Source organism: Bacillus aquiflavi (genome assembly GCF_019915265.1).
Classification (GTDB): Bacteria; Bacillota; Bacilli; order Bacillales; family Cytobacillaceae; genus Bacillus_BT; species Bacillus_BT aquiflavi.
In genome coordinates this window covers 2,137,897-2,152,893 of record NZ_CP082780.1, presented here as the reverse complement: position 1 = coordinate 2,152,893, position 14,997 = coordinate 2,137,897, and the positions used below count along the sequence as shown (strand labels likewise).

General features: G+C 35.8%; 17 protein-coding genes and 2 pseudogenes. 15 read left to right on the top strand and 4 right to left on the bottom strand.

Annotation, left to right across the window (positions count from 1 at the left end; genetic code table 11):
* Positions 1 to 10: 10 nt before the first annotated feature.
* Positions 11 to 295, bottom strand: a complete 285-nt coding sequence (locus K6959_RS10360) for a hypothetical protein (protein WP_163243214.1) — start codon at positions 293 to 295, stop codon at positions 11 to 13.
* 194 nt (positions 296 to 489) lie between these two features.
* Between K6959_RS10360 and K6959_RS20020 the strand changes: the two are divergent.
* A pseudogene (locus K6959_RS20020) lies at positions 490 to 625 on the top strand (IS4 family transposase); the annotation flags it as partial.
* Positions 626 to 734: 109 nt separating this feature from the next.
* On the opposite strand, the gene K6959_RS19155 reads toward K6959_RS20020, so the two are convergent.
* Together K6959_RS19155 and K6959_RS10350 are read right to left on the bottom strand one after the other, a co-directional pair.
* Positions 735 to 917, bottom strand: coding sequence for a hypothetical protein (locus K6959_RS19155; RefSeq protein WP_163241934.1), 183 nt, complete (start codon positions 915 to 917; stop codon positions 735 to 737).
* Between the two features lie 144 nt (positions 918 to 1,061).
* Positions 1,062 to 1,607: pseudogene (locus K6959_RS10350) on the bottom strand (IS1595 family transposase); the annotation flags it as partial.
* 200 nt (positions 1,608 to 1,807) lie between these two features.
* Between K6959_RS10350 and K6959_RS10345 the strand changes: the two are divergent.
* Positions 1,808 to 2,044 (top strand): YqkE family protein, encoded by a 237-nt coding sequence (locus K6959_RS10345; RefSeq protein WP_163241935.1) that lies wholly within the window; start codon positions 1,808 to 1,810, stop codon positions 2,042 to 2,044.
* Between the two features lie 61 nt (positions 2,045 to 2,105).
* Here K6959_RS10345 and K6959_RS10340 read toward each other — a convergent pair whose 3' ends face one another.
* Positions 2,106 to 3,029: an aldo/keto reductase gene (locus K6959_RS10340; RefSeq protein WP_163241936.1), complete on the bottom strand. Its 924-nt coding sequence runs from the start codon at positions 3,027 to 3,029 to the stop codon at positions 2,106 to 2,108.
* A gap of 249 nt (positions 3,030 to 3,278) precedes the next feature.
* Between K6959_RS10340 and K6959_RS10335 the strand changes: the two genes are divergently transcribed.
* The 13 genes from K6959_RS10335 to sigF all read left to right on the top strand — a co-directional run bounded on the left by K6959_RS10335 (position 3,279) and on the right by sigF (position 14,899).
* Entirely contained in the window at positions 3,279 to 3,833 is a 555-nt protein-coding gene (locus K6959_RS10335) for an NUDIX hydrolase (RefSeq protein WP_223086451.1), read from the top strand.
* A complete protein-coding gene (locus tag K6959_RS10330; RefSeq protein WP_163241938.1) occupies positions 3,830 to 4,996 on the top strand; it encodes an endonuclease Q family protein in 1,167 nt (388 codons plus the stop codon). Before K6959_RS10335 ends, K6959_RS10330 begins: the two co-directional genes overlap by 4 nt.
* Positions 4,997 to 5,596: 600 nt before the next feature.
* Positions 5,597 to 6,244 carry a stage II sporulation protein M gene (gene spoIIM / locus K6959_RS10325; RefSeq protein ID WP_223086450.1) on the top strand — a complete coding sequence of 216 codons (648 nt, stop codon included), beginning with the start codon at positions 5,597 to 5,599 and terminating at the stop codon, positions 6,242 to 6,244.
* A gap of 110 nt (positions 6,245 to 6,354) precedes the next feature.
* A complete protein-coding gene (gene fur, locus K6959_RS10320) occupies positions 6,355 to 6,798 on the top strand; it encodes a ferric iron uptake transcriptional regulator (protein WP_163241940.1) in 444 nt (147 codons plus the stop codon).
* A gap of 172 nt (positions 6,799 to 6,970) precedes the next feature.
* The gene (locus K6959_RS10315; RefSeq protein ID WP_163241941.1) at positions 6,971 to 7,198 is read left to right on the top strand and encodes a YqzK family protein; all 228 of its coding nucleotides are present in this window, start codon (positions 6,971 to 6,973) and stop codon (positions 7,196 to 7,198) included.
* 4 nt (positions 7,199 to 7,202) lie between these two features.
* Entirely contained in the window at positions 7,203 to 8,096 is an 894-nt protein-coding gene (xerD, locus tag K6959_RS10310; protein WP_163241942.1) for a site-specific tyrosine recombinase XerD, read from the top strand.
* Positions 8,097 to 8,358: 262 nt separating this feature from the next.
* A complete protein-coding gene (gene deoB / locus K6959_RS10305; RefSeq protein WP_223086448.1) occupies positions 8,359 to 9,543 on the top strand; it encodes a phosphopentomutase in 1,185 nt (394 codons plus the stop codon).
* A gap of 11 nt (positions 9,544 to 9,554) precedes the next feature.
* Positions 9,555 to 10,373 (top strand): purine-nucleoside phosphorylase, encoded by an 819-nt coding sequence (locus K6959_RS10300; protein ID WP_163241944.1) that lies wholly within the window; start codon positions 9,555 to 9,557, stop codon positions 10,371 to 10,373.
* A 47-nt stretch (positions 10,374 to 10,420) separates the two neighbouring features.
* The gene (locus K6959_RS10295; RefSeq protein WP_163241995.1) at positions 10,421 to 11,722 is read left to right on the top strand and encodes a pyrimidine-nucleoside phosphorylase; all 1,302 of its coding nucleotides are present in this window, start codon (positions 10,421 to 10,423) and stop codon (positions 11,720 to 11,722) included.
* Between the two features lie 293 nt (positions 11,723 to 12,015).
* Positions 12,016 to 13,188: a D-alanyl-D-alanine carboxypeptidase family protein gene (locus K6959_RS10290; RefSeq protein ID WP_223086446.1), complete on the top strand. Its 1,173-nt coding sequence runs from the start codon at positions 12,016 to 12,018 to the stop codon at positions 13,186 to 13,188.
* Between the two features lie 144 nt (positions 13,189 to 13,332).
* The gene (gene spoIIAA, locus K6959_RS10285) at positions 13,333 to 13,683 is read left to right on the top strand and encodes an anti-sigma F factor antagonist (protein ID WP_163241946.1); all 351 of its coding nucleotides are present in this window, start codon (positions 13,333 to 13,335) and stop codon (positions 13,681 to 13,683) included.
* A gap of 2 nt (positions 13,684 to 13,685) precedes the next feature.
* Positions 13,686 to 14,126: an anti-sigma F factor gene (gene spoIIAB / locus K6959_RS10280; protein WP_163241947.1), complete on the top strand. Its 441-nt coding sequence runs from the start codon at positions 13,686 to 13,688 to the stop codon at positions 14,124 to 14,126.
* Between the two features lie 14 nt (positions 14,127 to 14,140).
* Positions 14,141 to 14,899: an RNA polymerase sporulation sigma factor SigF gene (sigF, locus tag K6959_RS10275; RefSeq protein WP_163241948.1), complete on the top strand. Its 759-nt coding sequence runs from the start codon at positions 14,141 to 14,143 to the stop codon at positions 14,897 to 14,899.
* The last annotated feature ends 98 nt before the right edge of the window (positions 14,900 to 14,997 follow it).

The following is a 14,997-nucleotide window of genomic DNA, read 5'->3' as shown; positions in this document are numbered from 1 at the left end:
TCACCTCCTGCTAATCTAGTTTCCCATATAGATCTTCCATTTGTTTCGTTTCGTAAGTTTGATAGCTTGTTGTGTCTGAACTTGATGTGTGATACATTGCAGCTAATTCTGCGTCTGTGTTCGTAAATTGAGTGGCCATTTCTGAAGCATTATCTTGGAGTGTGACGATATTATTTGCTAAAACTTCCATTAAGTTAATGAGCGAATCGACATAATGATGAATGCCTGCTAAGCTTGTATGCTCAAATCCTTGTTCTTCTAAATTTCGCTTAAACTGAATGAGCGTCCCGATCATCGATTCAGCTTGAAATCGCTCTTCGAAAAGTGTTTGATATCATTCCTCTATGCGCTCAGGATCAATTTTAATTTGTCCCATTTACATCACCCTTCTCTATCAAACATATTTTTTTTTTTTTTTGTTCGGCAGTTACTATTTCGGCATCTGTCATTTGGATGAGATGAAGCAATTAAGATAGTAAACTAAAATATTATTATCTGCACTGGGCAATAGAGCTGTTTTTTAAATACATCAAAAGTTTTAATGACCAAAGCGAATGGGTGATTCAAAATCAAGTATTGATCGCACTAAATCGTCTTTTGCCTAGCTGTTCTTGCACAAATCGAATTATTTGTTTTTTCCGTTCTTGTCCAACTTACGCACCTAAATATGGAAATTCCTAAAAAATTCCTACATACTTTCCTCTATGCATTAAGCCTGCTTTATACCATAATTTTTAGAATTGGATATTTTGAAAAAGTGAAATGGTCAGTATTAGCGTTGATAAGGAACCAACAGACATTAAAGTGATTATTTTCCTTCCGTTCTTCTCTTTTGAAGATTTTACAAGTTCTTTGGACACCGCAATCCAAATAACAATGGAAACTATAGCTACAATGGTAATAATATCTGTAGACATATTTGACATCCCTTTAATTTGTATTTTATGTGAATTTTAACATTTATTATTCCGTTAAAGCATCATTTATATATAATCTTTATATTCTTATATACGAATTATAAAAATTAAAGTTTCTCTTTTGCTCCTTTAGTTGAAGGAGGACTATAAGTTGAATTTTGATAGTCGTAAGCTATCATATATATCCGTCATTTCAAAATAAATGATGTTAATAGAAGGTCTTTAATATGTTGTTTAGTGCTTTTGTTACTATGACTATCGACAAATAAGAACGAAGCAATATAAATTATCAAGATATTTTGCAGTCAAACCTTTAAAGCGGTCTATCCAACGTTTTAAAAGTGATTGAAGACCGTTGAAATTTTGAATGTGATACAATCCCTTGATTATATGTTTGCCATCATCTGATTTAATTCGATAATGCTCTAAATCTTTTTCTTTTCCATAGATTTTATAGGCTCCCCAAGCATTAGTTACAATCACGTTTTTTTAGAAAGTTTTGAGCCAGTTAAAGTATTGACTTTTGTTTTCACAATACGCCCCATACAAGTAACTTTGGAAACAGTGATCTTTGTTTGGTCTCTGGCAACGAGTACACAAACCTGTTCGTGCTGATTCTTCTATGTTTGGATTTCCGCCACGTTTACGAGGTTTGCAGTTAGTGATGCCACGTTTTCCTTTTTCGATGAATGTTTTGCTTCTTGGATTAAGCGGATCAGAAAAAGTGGCAATTTTAAAAAAGTGAAGCTAGTAGGATACATATATTTCATTAGATGATTTATCAGCCGATTCTTTTTATCGCCTAAGTCAAATAAACAAATTTATGTTATAAAGCTCGTCATGTTAAAATGGAAGAAATTCATTTTCAAAAGGGGATGGGGAGGATTTTTATGGACAAAAAACGTTCTCAGCAAAAAAAAGATCATGACTTAACATTAAGTGATATGATTAGTGATGATTTAATGAAGCAATTGAAAGAAAAGCAACTTGAATTGAAAGCAAAGGAAGAACAGCAAGAGAAGTTAGCGGAAGAAAGAAAGCGTCGTGAACGAAAGCAGCGTGAGAAAAATAAGTCATTTGAAGAATTATTAAGTGATAGTAACCTAGATTGGCGGGAATTTAAGTAGCAATTACAAAATAGAGAGCGAGAGCATTCGAGTTGTTGAATGCTCTCAAACAGGAGTGCTTTTAACGATGCTGTTCATAACGATTTGCTTTTGTATTGTTTTTAATCCACTCTACTTCCTCAACCGTTAGCGGCTTCGCTTTAATTGCACGGGCATTCTCTCTCACTTGATCGGCTGAGCTTGCACCAGCTATAACAGAAGCGACTGTTGGATTTGCTAAATTATACTGTAAAGCGACTTCTGTAAAAGTTCGTTCGGATGATAATGCTTCTTTTAATTTTGGCAAAATCTCTGTTAATTCGTTGTAACAATAATTTAAATAACCGTTTTCTTTTACATTAGGAGAAGCTTTAGCGATTAATCTTTCAGTTAGCAGGCCTTTAGCAAGGCTTCCTCTTGAGAGGACGCTAATATTGTTTTTCTGTAATAATGGCAATATTTCTTCTTCTGCACGGCGGTCAAGTATACTGTATTGCATCATGACAGCTGAGATTGATGATTTTTTTACGTATTTGCGAATAACATTCGGTCGAATTGATGAGATACCGTAAAAACGGATATATCCTTCTTCTTTAAGTTCTTCAAATGCTTCAATTGTTTCTGTCATTGGATCATCGATTGTCCCGCCATGTAATTGATAAAGATCAAGATAATCTGTGTTCAGACGGCGCAAGCTTTTCTTTACCGCCTCTTTTATGTATTGTTTCGATGGATCCCAGCTCCAACCGTTTTTCTTATCAGTCCACTTATTTCCGACCTTTGTGGCAATAATAACTTTATCTCTCACATGCTTTAACGCTTTTCCGACAAGCTGTTCATTTTCCCCATAATCATAAAGATCAGCAGTATCAAAATAATTGATGCCTTCTTCAAGCGCAGCTTCAATAATTGTTCTACTTTTTCCTTCATCCATCCTAAGTGACATACAGCCAAGCCCAAGCTCGCTAACAAACAAATCTGAGTTTCCTAAGCGACGTTTCTTCAATCATTTTCACTCCTATTTTCTATTCATTTATCTTATTCATATTTCCGATGTTTTTGGTAGATATATTAAGTTTATCATCATTTTATCCGATCCCCCTCCTAAAATGGTTTATTTCTACTAATTAAAGTTTTATTTTCGTCGGAGTATCATGTATGACTAAAGGATTCACGACAATATTGTTTAAGATGGCCTTTAATATGATAAAATAAGTAAATGATTTATTTAGACGAACAGGAGTGTTTGAATAAAATGAATGATTTAGAAGAAAAAACAATAAAATCTGAAGAAATTTTTACAGGTAAAGTGATTAGTCTTCAAGTGGATGAAGTGAAGCTTCCAAATGGAAAAATGTCAAAACGGGAAATTGTTAAGCATCCTGGAGCTGTTGCTATTTTACCCATAACAAATGATAAAAAAATTGTCATGGTAGAGCAATTTCGAAAGCCGTTAGAACGAACAATCGTTGAAATTCCGGCTGGTAAGCTAGAAAAAGATGAGGAGCCAGCTTTATGTGCTGCAAGAGAGCTTGAGGAAGAGACTGGATATGAGTGTAGCAACATGGAGTGGCTAATCTCATTTTATACATCCCCAGGATTTGCTGATGAAATCATTCATTTATATATTGCTACAGGATTAAGTAAAAAAGAAAATGCCGCTACCCTTGACGAAGATGAATTTGTCAACATTGTAGAATTGACCCTTGATGAGGCGCTTAATTATATAAAGGAACAAAAAATTTTTGATGCGAAAACAGCTTACGCAGTACAATATTTACAATTAATAGAGGAAAAGGAAGGAAAATGAACCGTTATTATGCAGATTTGCACATTCATATCGGCAGAACATTTACTGGGAAAGCGGTAAAAATAACGGGTGCCAAAACATTAACATTTTCAAATATTATTGAAACCGCTAAAGTCCGAAAAGGCTTGCAGATGATCGGAATTATTGATTGCCATTCACCTGAAGTGATTGTTGAGATGGAGAACTTAATTGAGAGTGGGACCCTCATTGAGCATGAGGAGGGAGGCATAATATATGGAGATGTAACAATCATTCCAGGGTCAGAATTGGAAATTTATGATGAGCATTGTAAAGGACCCATTCATGTTTTATGCTTTTTTCCAACATTGGCTCAAATGAAAAGCTTTTCGCAATGGCTATCAAATTATTTGAAGAATATTCATTTAAGCTCGCAAAGAGTGTATATAACAGGAAAAGAATTACAAAGAAAAGTAAAAGGACTTTCAGGTTTGTTTATTCCAGCTCATGTATTTACTCCATTTAAAAGTTTATACGGAAGAGGGGTAAGTAAATCATTAACTGAAGTGTTTGATCCTAAGCTTATTGACGGAATTGAGCTTGGCCTTAGTTCTAATACAGAAATGGCTGATCATCTTCTTGAACTTCGTCAATATACTTTTTTATCTAACTCAGATGCACATTCTCTTGGAAAAATTGCCCGGGAATATCAAATGATTGAAATGGAAAGACCTACGTTTGTTGAGTTGAAAAAGGCATTAATGCAAAAAGGAGGCAGAAGGATTGCTGCCAATTTCGGGCTTGATCCACTATTAGGAAAATATCATCGGACAGTTTGTGCTAAATGCTTTACATTACTAACAAATAATGAGGCAATTTGTCCATCTTGTAATAGCACAAAAATCATAAAAGGTGTTTCTGAACGGATAAAAGAATTAACAACAGCACATTCTTTATTACAAGACAGACCGCCATATATTCATCAAATCCCATTAGAATTTATTCCAGGGCTTGGACCGAAAATGCTCGATACGCTTCTTGCTCATTTTGGAACAGAAATGGCAGTGCTTCATCATGTTCCTTATGAAGCGTTAAGAAAAGTTGTCCCAAGAAAAATAGCTGACTTCATTGTTAATGCCCGGTTAGGCAACCTCCATCTTGAAGCTGGAGGCGGAGGAAAGTACGGAAAAATCTCAAATGAGTAAAAGTCCTATTGGATTAAATCCTAAGCTTCATTCAATTATTGTCATCCATTCCCTCTTAGACTGGCTGAAAAACGCTTGTCAATCAAGACGTATTGTACGAGGACGGAAGCGTATAAAATTGTCATTCATGAGTACGTTCGTCAAACAGTTTGAGAGGCTGGGACATAATTAAAACAATCAACTCTAAAAACGAACGATATGCTCATTCAGCGGAGAAAATATACGTAGACTCCTGCGGGAAAAATAACAGCTGAAAATCCCGCAGGAAGCGGTTTTTGCTTCCGAGGAAGTTGAGGCGTTGTCCGCGGAAAGCGAAGTATATTTCTGGAGCGGTATATATACCTCATTGTACGGATTTATTTTTGATTAAAATGGTTTTGTTCCGACTCTTTTTGGTTAGATTGATTTTTTTCGTTTAATCTTTTTAACCTTCTGTAAAACTCTCCTTCTGTTCATCTTTTATTAGTTCCGTGAGCACAATTGCTAAACGGTCCTCATTTTCGATTAACTCTACTCTATTTTTGAAGATTTAAAAATGAAAGTCATAGATTTACTAGACAAGCATACAATTTAATAACAGAAACAGCGGGAGGAAATAAAATGAAGAAACGTAAATACAAGAATCTTATTGCAGATCATATACAAGAACATTCCTCAATTTATTTATTTGTAGTTGTCCTTTTTTCTATCGGGGTCATTTTTGGAGCAGTCGTTGTTAATAGTTTAAATTTTACCCAAAAAGAAGATTTGTTTTATTATTTATCGCAATTTTTTGGACAAGTTTCTAATGGAGAAGTAGCGTCAAATAAAGAATTGCTTTTGCAAAGCCTCTTTCATAATAGTAAATTTATTGGTTTGATGTGGATATTAGGTGTTTCAGTCATCGGTTTGCCTGTTATTCTCATTTTATTATTTATCAAAGGAATGGTTGTTGGCTTTACAGTAGGTTTTCTCGTAAATCAAATGGGCTGGAGCGGATTTTGGCTCGCCTTTGTATCTATATTGCCGCAAAATTTAATTATTGTTCCAGTCTTTATTGTAACTGCATCATTGTCTATCACTTTATCACTTAAAATGATTCGCAAGCAATTTATGAAAACATACAACCAGCCTGTTGCTCCATTATTTGTCCGCTATTTTTTTTCATTTGTGATTGCAGTCATGTTTTTTTCAATTGCTGCAGGAATAGAAGCTTACTTATCACCTGTTCTTATGAAGTCTGTTATTAGTTCAGTAGGTTCATTATAATATTTACTATATAATATAGATTATTGTTTCTTTCTTATAATAATTTTATTTTGCAACCGTCCTTCCTTCTGTTATAATAAAAATGATAGTGGCGAGGGAGGGACTTTTAAATGGAAAACAGAATCGAAAGAATTAAAAAACAATTGCATTCTTCAAGCTATAAGTTAACACCGCAGCGTGAGGCAACTGTTCGTGTTTTATTGGAACATGAAGAGGATCATTTAAGTGCGGAAGATGTATACCTCCTTGTAAAAGAAAAATCGCCTGAGATTGGTTTAGCTACAGTTTATCGAACGTTAGAACTGTTAACGGAATTGAAAATTGTTGATAAAATTAACTTCGGTGACGGAGTTTCCCGATACGATTTAAGACAGGAAGGAGCCGTTCATTTTCATCACCATTTAGTTTGTATCGAATGTGGATCTGTGGATGAAATTCAAGAAGATTTACTTGAAGACGTAGAGGTAATCGTTGAACGAGATTGGAAGTTTAAGATTAAAGATCATCGATTAACATTCCATGGTATTTGCCATCGTTGCCAAGAAAAAGAATGAAATAAATTTTGCGCTTATTATGTCTGACGAATTCATTGTTTTAGCCGCTAAACTTTGTTTGATGTCAGACTTTTTTTATTTTCCCCTTATACTCATAGTCTAACATGTATAAAAGCTGTCCTATTTGGCATACATTTTAATAAAATGAAAGAGCTCTAGGGGGAACAAGCGAATGAAAAAATGGCTTCAATTATCATTAAAAACGATCAAAGTATTTATTCTCTTTACAGCGTGCACAATTTTATTTTATTATGGGATTATATGGATAAATGAAGAGTACGAAGGTTATCGTCGTTATGATGAACCGAAAGGATCAGCAATTAAAGTGACTTCTCAAACAAGCGATATAAATTATTCATTATTTGATCGGCTTATTTTGTTTTATTTAATAGGAGAGTAATGCAATGGAAGACCTTTTACATGACTTTCTTCATTTTTTAATTGTTGAGAAAGGCTTAGCAAAAAATACGATAGTTGCATATGAACGTGATTTAAAAAATTATATAAAGTACATAACTAAAGAAGAGAACATTTCAAATTTAACTGATGTTAGACGGATACAAATTATTCATTTTTTATCGTCGTTGAAAGATCAAGGAAAGTCAGCAAGGACGTTAGCTAGACATGTTGCATCAATCCGGTCGTTTCATCAGTTTTTATTACGTGAAAAAGCAGTCGATCAAGATCCAACTGTCCATTTAGATTCACCGCAGTTAGAGCGGACATTGCCGAAAGTACTTAGTTTTAAAGAAGTAGAAATGTTACTCGAACATCCGAACAATCGTGATCATTTTGGAATCCGAAATAAAGCAATGCTTGAACTTCTTTATGCAACTGGAATTCGTGTAAGTGAGTTAATCGGTCTAAATATAGGGGATGTTCATTTAACAATGGGGTTTGTTCGCTGTATCGGTAAAGGGAATAAAGAACGGATCATTCCAATAGGACAAACTGCGACTGAATCTCTTCAAAAATATTTACAAACGGGAAGACCGCGTTTAGTTTCAAAAAAATACAGGGATGAAGCATTATTTTTAAATCATCATGGAAGAAGACTTTCCCGTCAAGGCTTTTGGAAAATTTTAAAAGGAATTTCAAAAGAGGCTGGAATAAAAAAAGAACTGACACCGCATACACTTCGTCATTCCTTTGCGACTCATTTGTTGGAAAACGGTGCTGATTTAAGGTCTGTTCAAGAGTTGCTTGGCCATGCTGATATTTCGACAACACAAATATATACTCATGTGACGAAAGTACGTTTAAAGGACGTGTATAGTAAATTTCACCCGCGAGCTTAAAGCTGAGTATTTTTGAAAAAAGCTAGAAAAATATTATTTTCATAGAATTGTTGAAAAGCTGTTAAAAATTTTAACGGCTATTCCTTGTTTTTTTTAGGAGAACTTTAGTAAAATATAGTTGTCAGACTTCCGACATTGGAAGTGCCAATCATGATGATAACCATCATACGTGAAATTTCCTTTAGTATATGGTTACTAGGTGAGGGAACGATATGGCTAAAAGAAATTAAAAACGCTTACAGTAAAAAGAGGAGGAGAATAGATGGGCTTATATAAATATAATCGCGTCTTTTTAATAGTATTGGATTCAGTTGGAATCGGAGAAGCTCCTGATGCCGAAAAGTTTGGCGATAAAGGTGCGGATACATTAGGTCACATTGCCGAAAAAATGAACGGTCTTCACATGCCGAATATGGGTAAGCTCGGTTTAGGCAATATTCGCCCCATTAATGGGATTGAAAAAGAAGAACAAAAACTCTCGTATTACACAAAAATGCAAGAGTCTTCAGAAGGTAAGGATACGATGACAGGGCATTGGGAAATTATGGGCCTACATATACAAAAACCATTTAAAGTATTCCCGAACGGTTTTCCGAAGGAACTTATTCATGAGTTAGAAGCTAGAACCGGGAGAAAAGTGATCGGAAATAAAGCAGCCAGTGGAACAGGCATTATCGAAGAACTTGGAGAAGTTCATATGGAAACCGGTCATATTATCGTATATACATCCGCTGATTCTGTACTGCAAATTGCCGCTCATGAAGAAGTAGTTCCATTAGAAGAACTTTATACAATTTGTAAAATTGCCCGAGAACTTACCTTAAAAGATGAATATAAGGTTGGTCGAGTAATTGCAAGACCGTTTATCGGGAAACCAGGCGAATTTCAACGGACAGCAAATCGGCATGATTATGCGTTAAAACCGTTTGAAAGAACTGTTATGAATGAATTAGAAGATTCAGGTCTTGACGTGATCGCTATCGGAAAAATTGCTGATATCTATGATGGTGAAGGGATAACAAAATCATTGCGCACAGTTTCAAACATGGACGGAGTAAATAAGTTAATTGAAACAATAGATATGGATTTCATCGGATTAAGCTTTGTTAATCTAGTTGATTTTGATGCAATGTTTGGGCATCGCCGCGATCCAATTGGCTATGGAAAAGCATTGCAGGAGTTTGACGCTCGGTTGCCAGAAATACTCTCCAAATTAAAAGATGACGATTTACTCATCATTACGGCTGATCATGGAAATGATCCTATTCATCACGGTACAGATCATACACGAGAGTTCGTGCCATTATTAGTGTATTCTAAAAGAATGAATAATAGCAAAGAATTACGAGTAAGAGAAACATTTGCTGATGTTGGGGCAACAATTGCGGAAAATTTCAACGTTAAAATGCCGAAAAACGGGAAAAGTTTTTTAAATGATCTGCAATAGGAGCGATAAAAATGAATGTGAAAATTGAAGAAGCAGCTTTATTTCTTAAAGAAAAAATAAAAGACAAACCTAAAATCGGCTTGATCTTAGGGTCAGGACTTGGTGTATTAGCTGAGGAAATTAAAGGTGATACAAAAATTCCATATAATCAAATTCCCGGTTTTCCAGTATCAACGGTACAAGGTCATGCTGGACAGCTCGTATTTGGTGAAATAAATGGTGTGACCGTTGCAGCAATGCAAGGAAGATTTCACTTTTATGAAGGCTACAGCTTTGAAAAAATAACGTTCCCAATCCGAGTGATGAAAGAGCTTGGCGTCGAAAAGCTTCTCGTAACGAATGCTGCAGGAGGGGTCAATGAAAGCTTTACCCCAGGTGATTTAATGCTTATTTCTGATCATATTAATAACATGGGATCAAATCCATTAATTGGTGCAAATGATGAAAAGCTTGGTCCTCGTTTTCCAGACATGTCGGAAGCATATTGTAAAGAACTTCGACAAATTGCAAAAGAAACAGCAGCTCTTTTAAACTTTAATGTGAAAGAAGGGGTATATTTCGGAAATACTGGTCCTTCATATGAAACACCAGCGGAAGTTCGAATGATCCGGACTTTAGGCGGAGACGCTGTTGGAATGTCAACAGTTCCTGAAGTTATTGTGGCACGCCATGCGAACATGAAAGTGTTGGGGATTTCTTGTATATCAAATATGGCAGCGGGAATTTTAGACAAACCGTTAACACATAAAGAAGTGATTGAGACAACAGAAAAGGTGAAGGCTGACTTTTTAATGTACGTAAAAGAACTAATCAAAGCGATCGCCAAATAAAAAAGTTTATCGAGAGCTTACATAAAATGATAAAGTGGTGATAAATGATGAGAATGGTTGACTTAATCGAGAAAAAGCGTGACGGTCTTGAATTAACAACAGCTGAAATTCAATTTATAATTAAAGGATATACAGACGGTTCGATCCCTGATTACCAAATGAGCGCTCTATTAATGGCGATTTATTTTCAAGGAATGTCTCAAACTGAAAGAGCGGATTTAACAATGGCGATGGTCGATTCTGGGGATAAAATTGATTTATCTAACATCAACGGGATAAAGGTTGATAAGCATTCTACTGGTGGAGTTGGAGATACAACAACGCTCGTTCTAGGTCCCTTAGTTGCATCCGTCGGTGTTCCAGTAGCGAAAATGTCTGGTCGCGGTTTAAGCCACACAGGCGGAACAATTGATAAATTGGAATCGGTTGCTGGTTTCCATGTAGAAGTTCAAAACAACGAATTTATTAAACTTGTGAATCAAAATAAAGTTGCTGTAATTGGACAAAGTGGAAATTTAACACCTGCTGATAAAAAGCTTTACGCGTTGCGAGATGTAACCGGTACAGTTAACAGCATTCCACTTATCGCAACTTCAATTATGAGTAAAAAAATTGCCGCTGGTGCAGATGCAATCATTTTAGATGTTAAAACCGGCAATGGGGCTTTCATGAAAAGTATCGACGATGCACGGGAGCTTGCTAAAGCGATGGTGTCGATCGGGAACAATGTTGGTCGGAAAACAATAGCGATTATTTCAGATATGAGCCAGCCACTTGGTTTCGCAATTGGAAATGCACTTGAAGTAAAGGAAGCGATAGAGACGTTAAGAGGAGAAGGGCCAGCTGATTTAACCGAGCTCTGTTTAACACTTGGCAGTCACATGGTTTGTCTTGCTCAAAAAGCGAGCTCATTAGAAGAAGCACGAAAAAAGCTTGAAAATGCAATTAGCAGCGGAAGTGCTCTTGAGAAGATGAAAATATTTTTAAGCTCACAAGGCGGCGATGCAACAGTTGTTGATCATGTGAAAAAACTTCCCCAAGCAAAGTATACATTTGAACTCGAAGCAAAACAATCAGGTTATGTATCAGAAATTGTTGCAGACGCTGTTGGCCATGCGGCGATGTTATTAGGAGCTGGACGAGCAACGAAAGAATCAATAATTGACCTTGCTGTTGGTCTTGTTTTAAATAAAAAAATTGGTGACTACGTAACAAAAGGCGACTCTTTAGTTACTATCTATAGCAATTTTGAAGATGTCTCAGAAATAAAGAGTCAATTAGATGCTAATATTAAAATTTCTCTTAATAAAGTAAAATCACCTAAACTGATTTATGAGGAAATTTTATAAATAAGATATTATGAAAAAGAACTTTTAAAAGACTCAGTCGAGACACGTGAAAGTGCACGAACTGACAAACATTTTGAAGGCGTTGAGGATGAAATTCTTCAACGCCTTATTTTATTGCAACATAGATAGATCCTTCAAAATGGAGTTTCAACTAATCTTTAAAAAAATAAATGGGATTATTTGCATAAAAAAAATAAGTTTGGAAAAAATGAATTTTATAAATAGTGTTATACATCATTAATTGGAGCAAGTTAGCGTTTTTACTAATTGAGATAAAGATGGGAGGGTAAGTAATGAAACGTATAATCACATTTTTTCTTATATTCTTTATTATTTTTTTAATTGGCGTTCCTGTTAGTTTTGCAGAAGAAAAAGGAAGTGGAGCACAGCTAGTTGAAAATGCAACGTCCGCAATCTTAATTGAGCGTGATACGGGCACTGTGTTATATGAAAAAAATAGTGATGAAAAACTTCCGCCGGCAAGTATGACAAAAATAATGACCATGTTATTAATAATGGAAGCAATTGACGAAGGTAAACTATCGATGAATGAAAAAATCCGTACAAGTGAACGTGCTGCGTCAATGGGAGGATCGCAAATTTTTCTTGAGGCAGGAGAGGAAATGACAACAGAAGAAATGCTCCAAGGGATTGCAATTGCTTCTGGTAATGATGCATCCGTTGCAATGGCAGAGCGGTTAGCAGGTTCAGAGGAAGCGTTTACCGAAATGATGAATAAAAAAGCAAAAGAATTAGGGTTGAAAAACACCTTTTTTCAAAACTCAACGGGTCTTCCAGCTGACAAACATTACAGTTCAGCACGAGATATGGCCATTATGGCAAAAGAGCTATTGAAATATGAAGAAATTACTAAATTCACTGGTACATACGAATCGTATTTACGTGAAGATACCGATGATAAATTTTGGTTAGTTAACACAAACCGACTTGTCAGATTTTATCCTGGAGTAGATGGCCTAAAGACAGGTTTTACAAAAGAAGCGAAATATTGTTTAAATGCTACTGCTGAGAGAGATGGTATGCGCGTGATCGCAGTTGTCTTTGGTTCACCTACATCTAAAGATAGAAATGCACAAATAACAAAGATGCTTGATTATGCTTTTGGCTTGTATAAAACACACCCAATGTACAAACGAAATCACCCCGTTGGTAAAGTATCTGTTAGTAAAGGGAAAAAGAAGACGGTAGAAGCTGTTACAAGTGAACCAATCTCATTATTAACAAAAAAAGGGGAAGACATTAAAAACATAGAAGAAGAAATTTCGGTGCAAGGTCATGTAAATGCACCAATAAAAAAAACCGATAAAGTCGGTACGATCACATTTAAAAAGGATGGAAAAGTGCTGCTCGAGAGTTCGCTCATTGCTAAAGAGGAAATAAAAAAGGCAAATTGGTGGGAATTGTTTAAGCGCTCTCTAGGAATGTTCACAAGACCTGGTGAATAAAGTAAACTGGATGATAAATGTCGAACAACAAGCAAATATTTGACTATTTATAGAGATTTGACACTTGTTTTGTCTTTAAGAAGGAAATCGCATGATAAAAAGAGAATTGACTCACTAAATGACAGACAAAGGAGGCTGTAGATAGTGAGTCTTAACATTGATATGGAAGTGAGACATGATGTTTTATGTGTTCGCCTTAGTGGAGAGTTAGATCATCACTCTGCAGAAAAGCTTCGTGACGAAGCAACGAAAGCAATTGAAAAATATGAAATTCGCCATATTGTACTTAATTTGGAGCAATTATCATTTATGGACAGCTCAGGACTTGGTGTTATTTTGGGGAGATACAAACAAATTAAACAAATGCATGGTGAAATGGTTGTATGTGCAATTTCTCCAGCTGTAAAACGATTGTTTGAGATGTCAGGTTTATTTAAAATTATCCGTCTAGATCCGACAGAACAGTATGCATTAAAAAGATTGGGGGTTGCATAACAATGAAGAATGAGATGCACCTTCAGTTCAGCGCATTAAGTCAAAATGAATCGTTTGCTCGTGTAACAGTAGCTGCCTTTATTGCCCAACTTGATCCGACAATGGATGAACTAACAGAAATTAAAACAGTTGTTTCTGAGGCGGTCACAAATTCGATCATTCACGGTTATGAAAGTGATCCAAGCGGAGTCGTCTATATTTCTGTTGTCATTGAGGATGGAATCATTGATTTGACAATTAAAGACAATGGTATTGGCATTTCAAATATCGAAGAAGCCCGTCAGCCGTTATTTACAACAAAGCCCGAATTAGAACGTTCGGGTATGGGTTTTACGATCATGGAGAACTTCATGGATGAAGTAAAGGTTGATTCCCAACCGGGCAAAGGGACCAAAATTCGACTCATTAAGCATTTAACTAAGAGCAAAATGCTATGTAATTAAGGGAGTTTTTGCCTATGGATGTGGATGTCAAAAACGAAAAAAAGCAGGCGTATTTAAAGGATTATGAGGTAAAGGATCTTATTAAAAAGAGCCAGCAAGGAGATCAAATTGCTCGAGATGTCATCGTTGAAAAAAATATGCGTCTCGTTTGGTCAGTTGTTCAACGGTTTCTAAACAGGGGATATGAACCAGATGATCTTTTTCAAATTGGCTGTATCGGCCTGTTGAAGTCAGTGGACAAATTTGACCTCTCTTATGATGTAAAATTTTCAACATACGCAGTTCCGATGATCATTGGAGAGATTCAACGGTTTTTAAGGGATGATGGAACTGTAAAAGTGAGCCGTTCTTTGAAGGAGCTTGGCAATAAAATTAGAAAAGCAAAAGATGAACTTTCAAAACAACTAAGTAGAATTCCGACAGTAACGGAATTAGCAGAGTTTATGGATGTTCCTGCTGAAGATATCATTATGGCGCAGGAAGCAGGGCGTTCTCCATCGTCTATCCATGAAACTGTTTATGAAAATGATGGCGATCCGATCACTTTACTTGATCAAATCGCAGATGGAAATGATGGGTCTTGGTTTGACCAAATTGCTCTTCAAGAGGCAATACGCGGACTGGAAGAAAGAGAACGACTTATCGTCTATTTGCGATACTATAAAGATCAAACTCAATCTGAAGTAGCAGAAAGACTTGGGATCTCTCAAGTACAAGTTTCTCGGCTAGAGAAAAAGATTCTGCAGCAAATGAAAGACCGTATGGAAATATAATTTATCCGGTCAAAGATTGTAGATAAAAAAATTAAAAACAATATGAGAATTGCTTTCCTCAGACTGATGAAAACGTTTGTCAGCTGGGGCGGAAACGA

Coding starts and splice junctions, on each gene's coding strand:
- K6959_RS19155 (WP_163241934.1), bottom strand. CDS start 917: ATGTCTACAGATATTATTACCATTGTAGCTATAGTTTCCATTGTTATT.
- deoB (WP_223086448.1), top strand. CDS start 8,359: ATGGGCTTATATAAATATAATCGCGTCTTTTTAATAGTATTGGATTCA.
- spoIIM (WP_223086450.1), top strand. CDS start 5,597: ATGAAGAAACGTAAATACAAGAATCTTATTGCAGATCATATACAAGAA.
- K6959_RS10315 (WP_163241941.1), top strand. CDS start 6,971: ATGAAAAAATGGCTTCAATTATCATTAAAAACGATCAAAGTATTTATT.
- K6959_RS10345 (WP_163241935.1), top strand. CDS start 1,808: ATGGACAAAAAACGTTCTCAGCAAAAAAAAGATCATGACTTAACATTA.
- K6959_RS10330 (WP_163241938.1), top strand. CDS start 3,830: ATGAACCGTTATTATGCAGATTTGCACATTCATATCGGCAGAACATTT.
- K6959_RS10295 (WP_163241995.1), top strand. CDS start 10,421: ATGAGAATGGTTGACTTAATCGAGAAAAAGCGTGACGGTCTTGAATTA.
- sigF (WP_163241948.1), top strand. CDS start 14,141: ATGGATGTGGATGTCAAAAACGAAAAAAAGCAGGCGTATTTAAAGGAT.
- K6959_RS10360 (WP_163243214.1), bottom strand. CDS start 295: ATGATCGGGACGCTCATTCAGTTTAAGCGAAATTTAGAAGAACAAGGA.
- xerD (WP_163241942.1), top strand. CDS start 7,203: ATGGAAGACCTTTTACATGACTTTCTTCATTTTTTAATTGTTGAGAAA.
- K6959_RS10290 (WP_223086446.1), top strand. CDS start 12,016: ATGAAACGTATAATCACATTTTTTCTTATATTCTTTATTATTTTTTTA.
- K6959_RS10300 (WP_163241944.1), top strand. CDS start 9,555: ATGAATGTGAAAATTGAAGAAGCAGCTTTATTTCTTAAAGAAAAAATA.
- K6959_RS10335 (WP_223086451.1), top strand. CDS start 3,279: ATGAATGATTTAGAAGAAAAAACAATAAAATCTGAAGAAATTTTTACA.
- fur (WP_163241940.1), top strand. CDS start 6,355: ATGGAAAACAGAATCGAAAGAATTAAAAAACAATTGCATTCTTCAAGC.
- spoIIAB (WP_163241947.1), top strand. CDS start 13,686: ATGAAGAATGAGATGCACCTTCAGTTCAGCGCATTAAGTCAAAATGAA.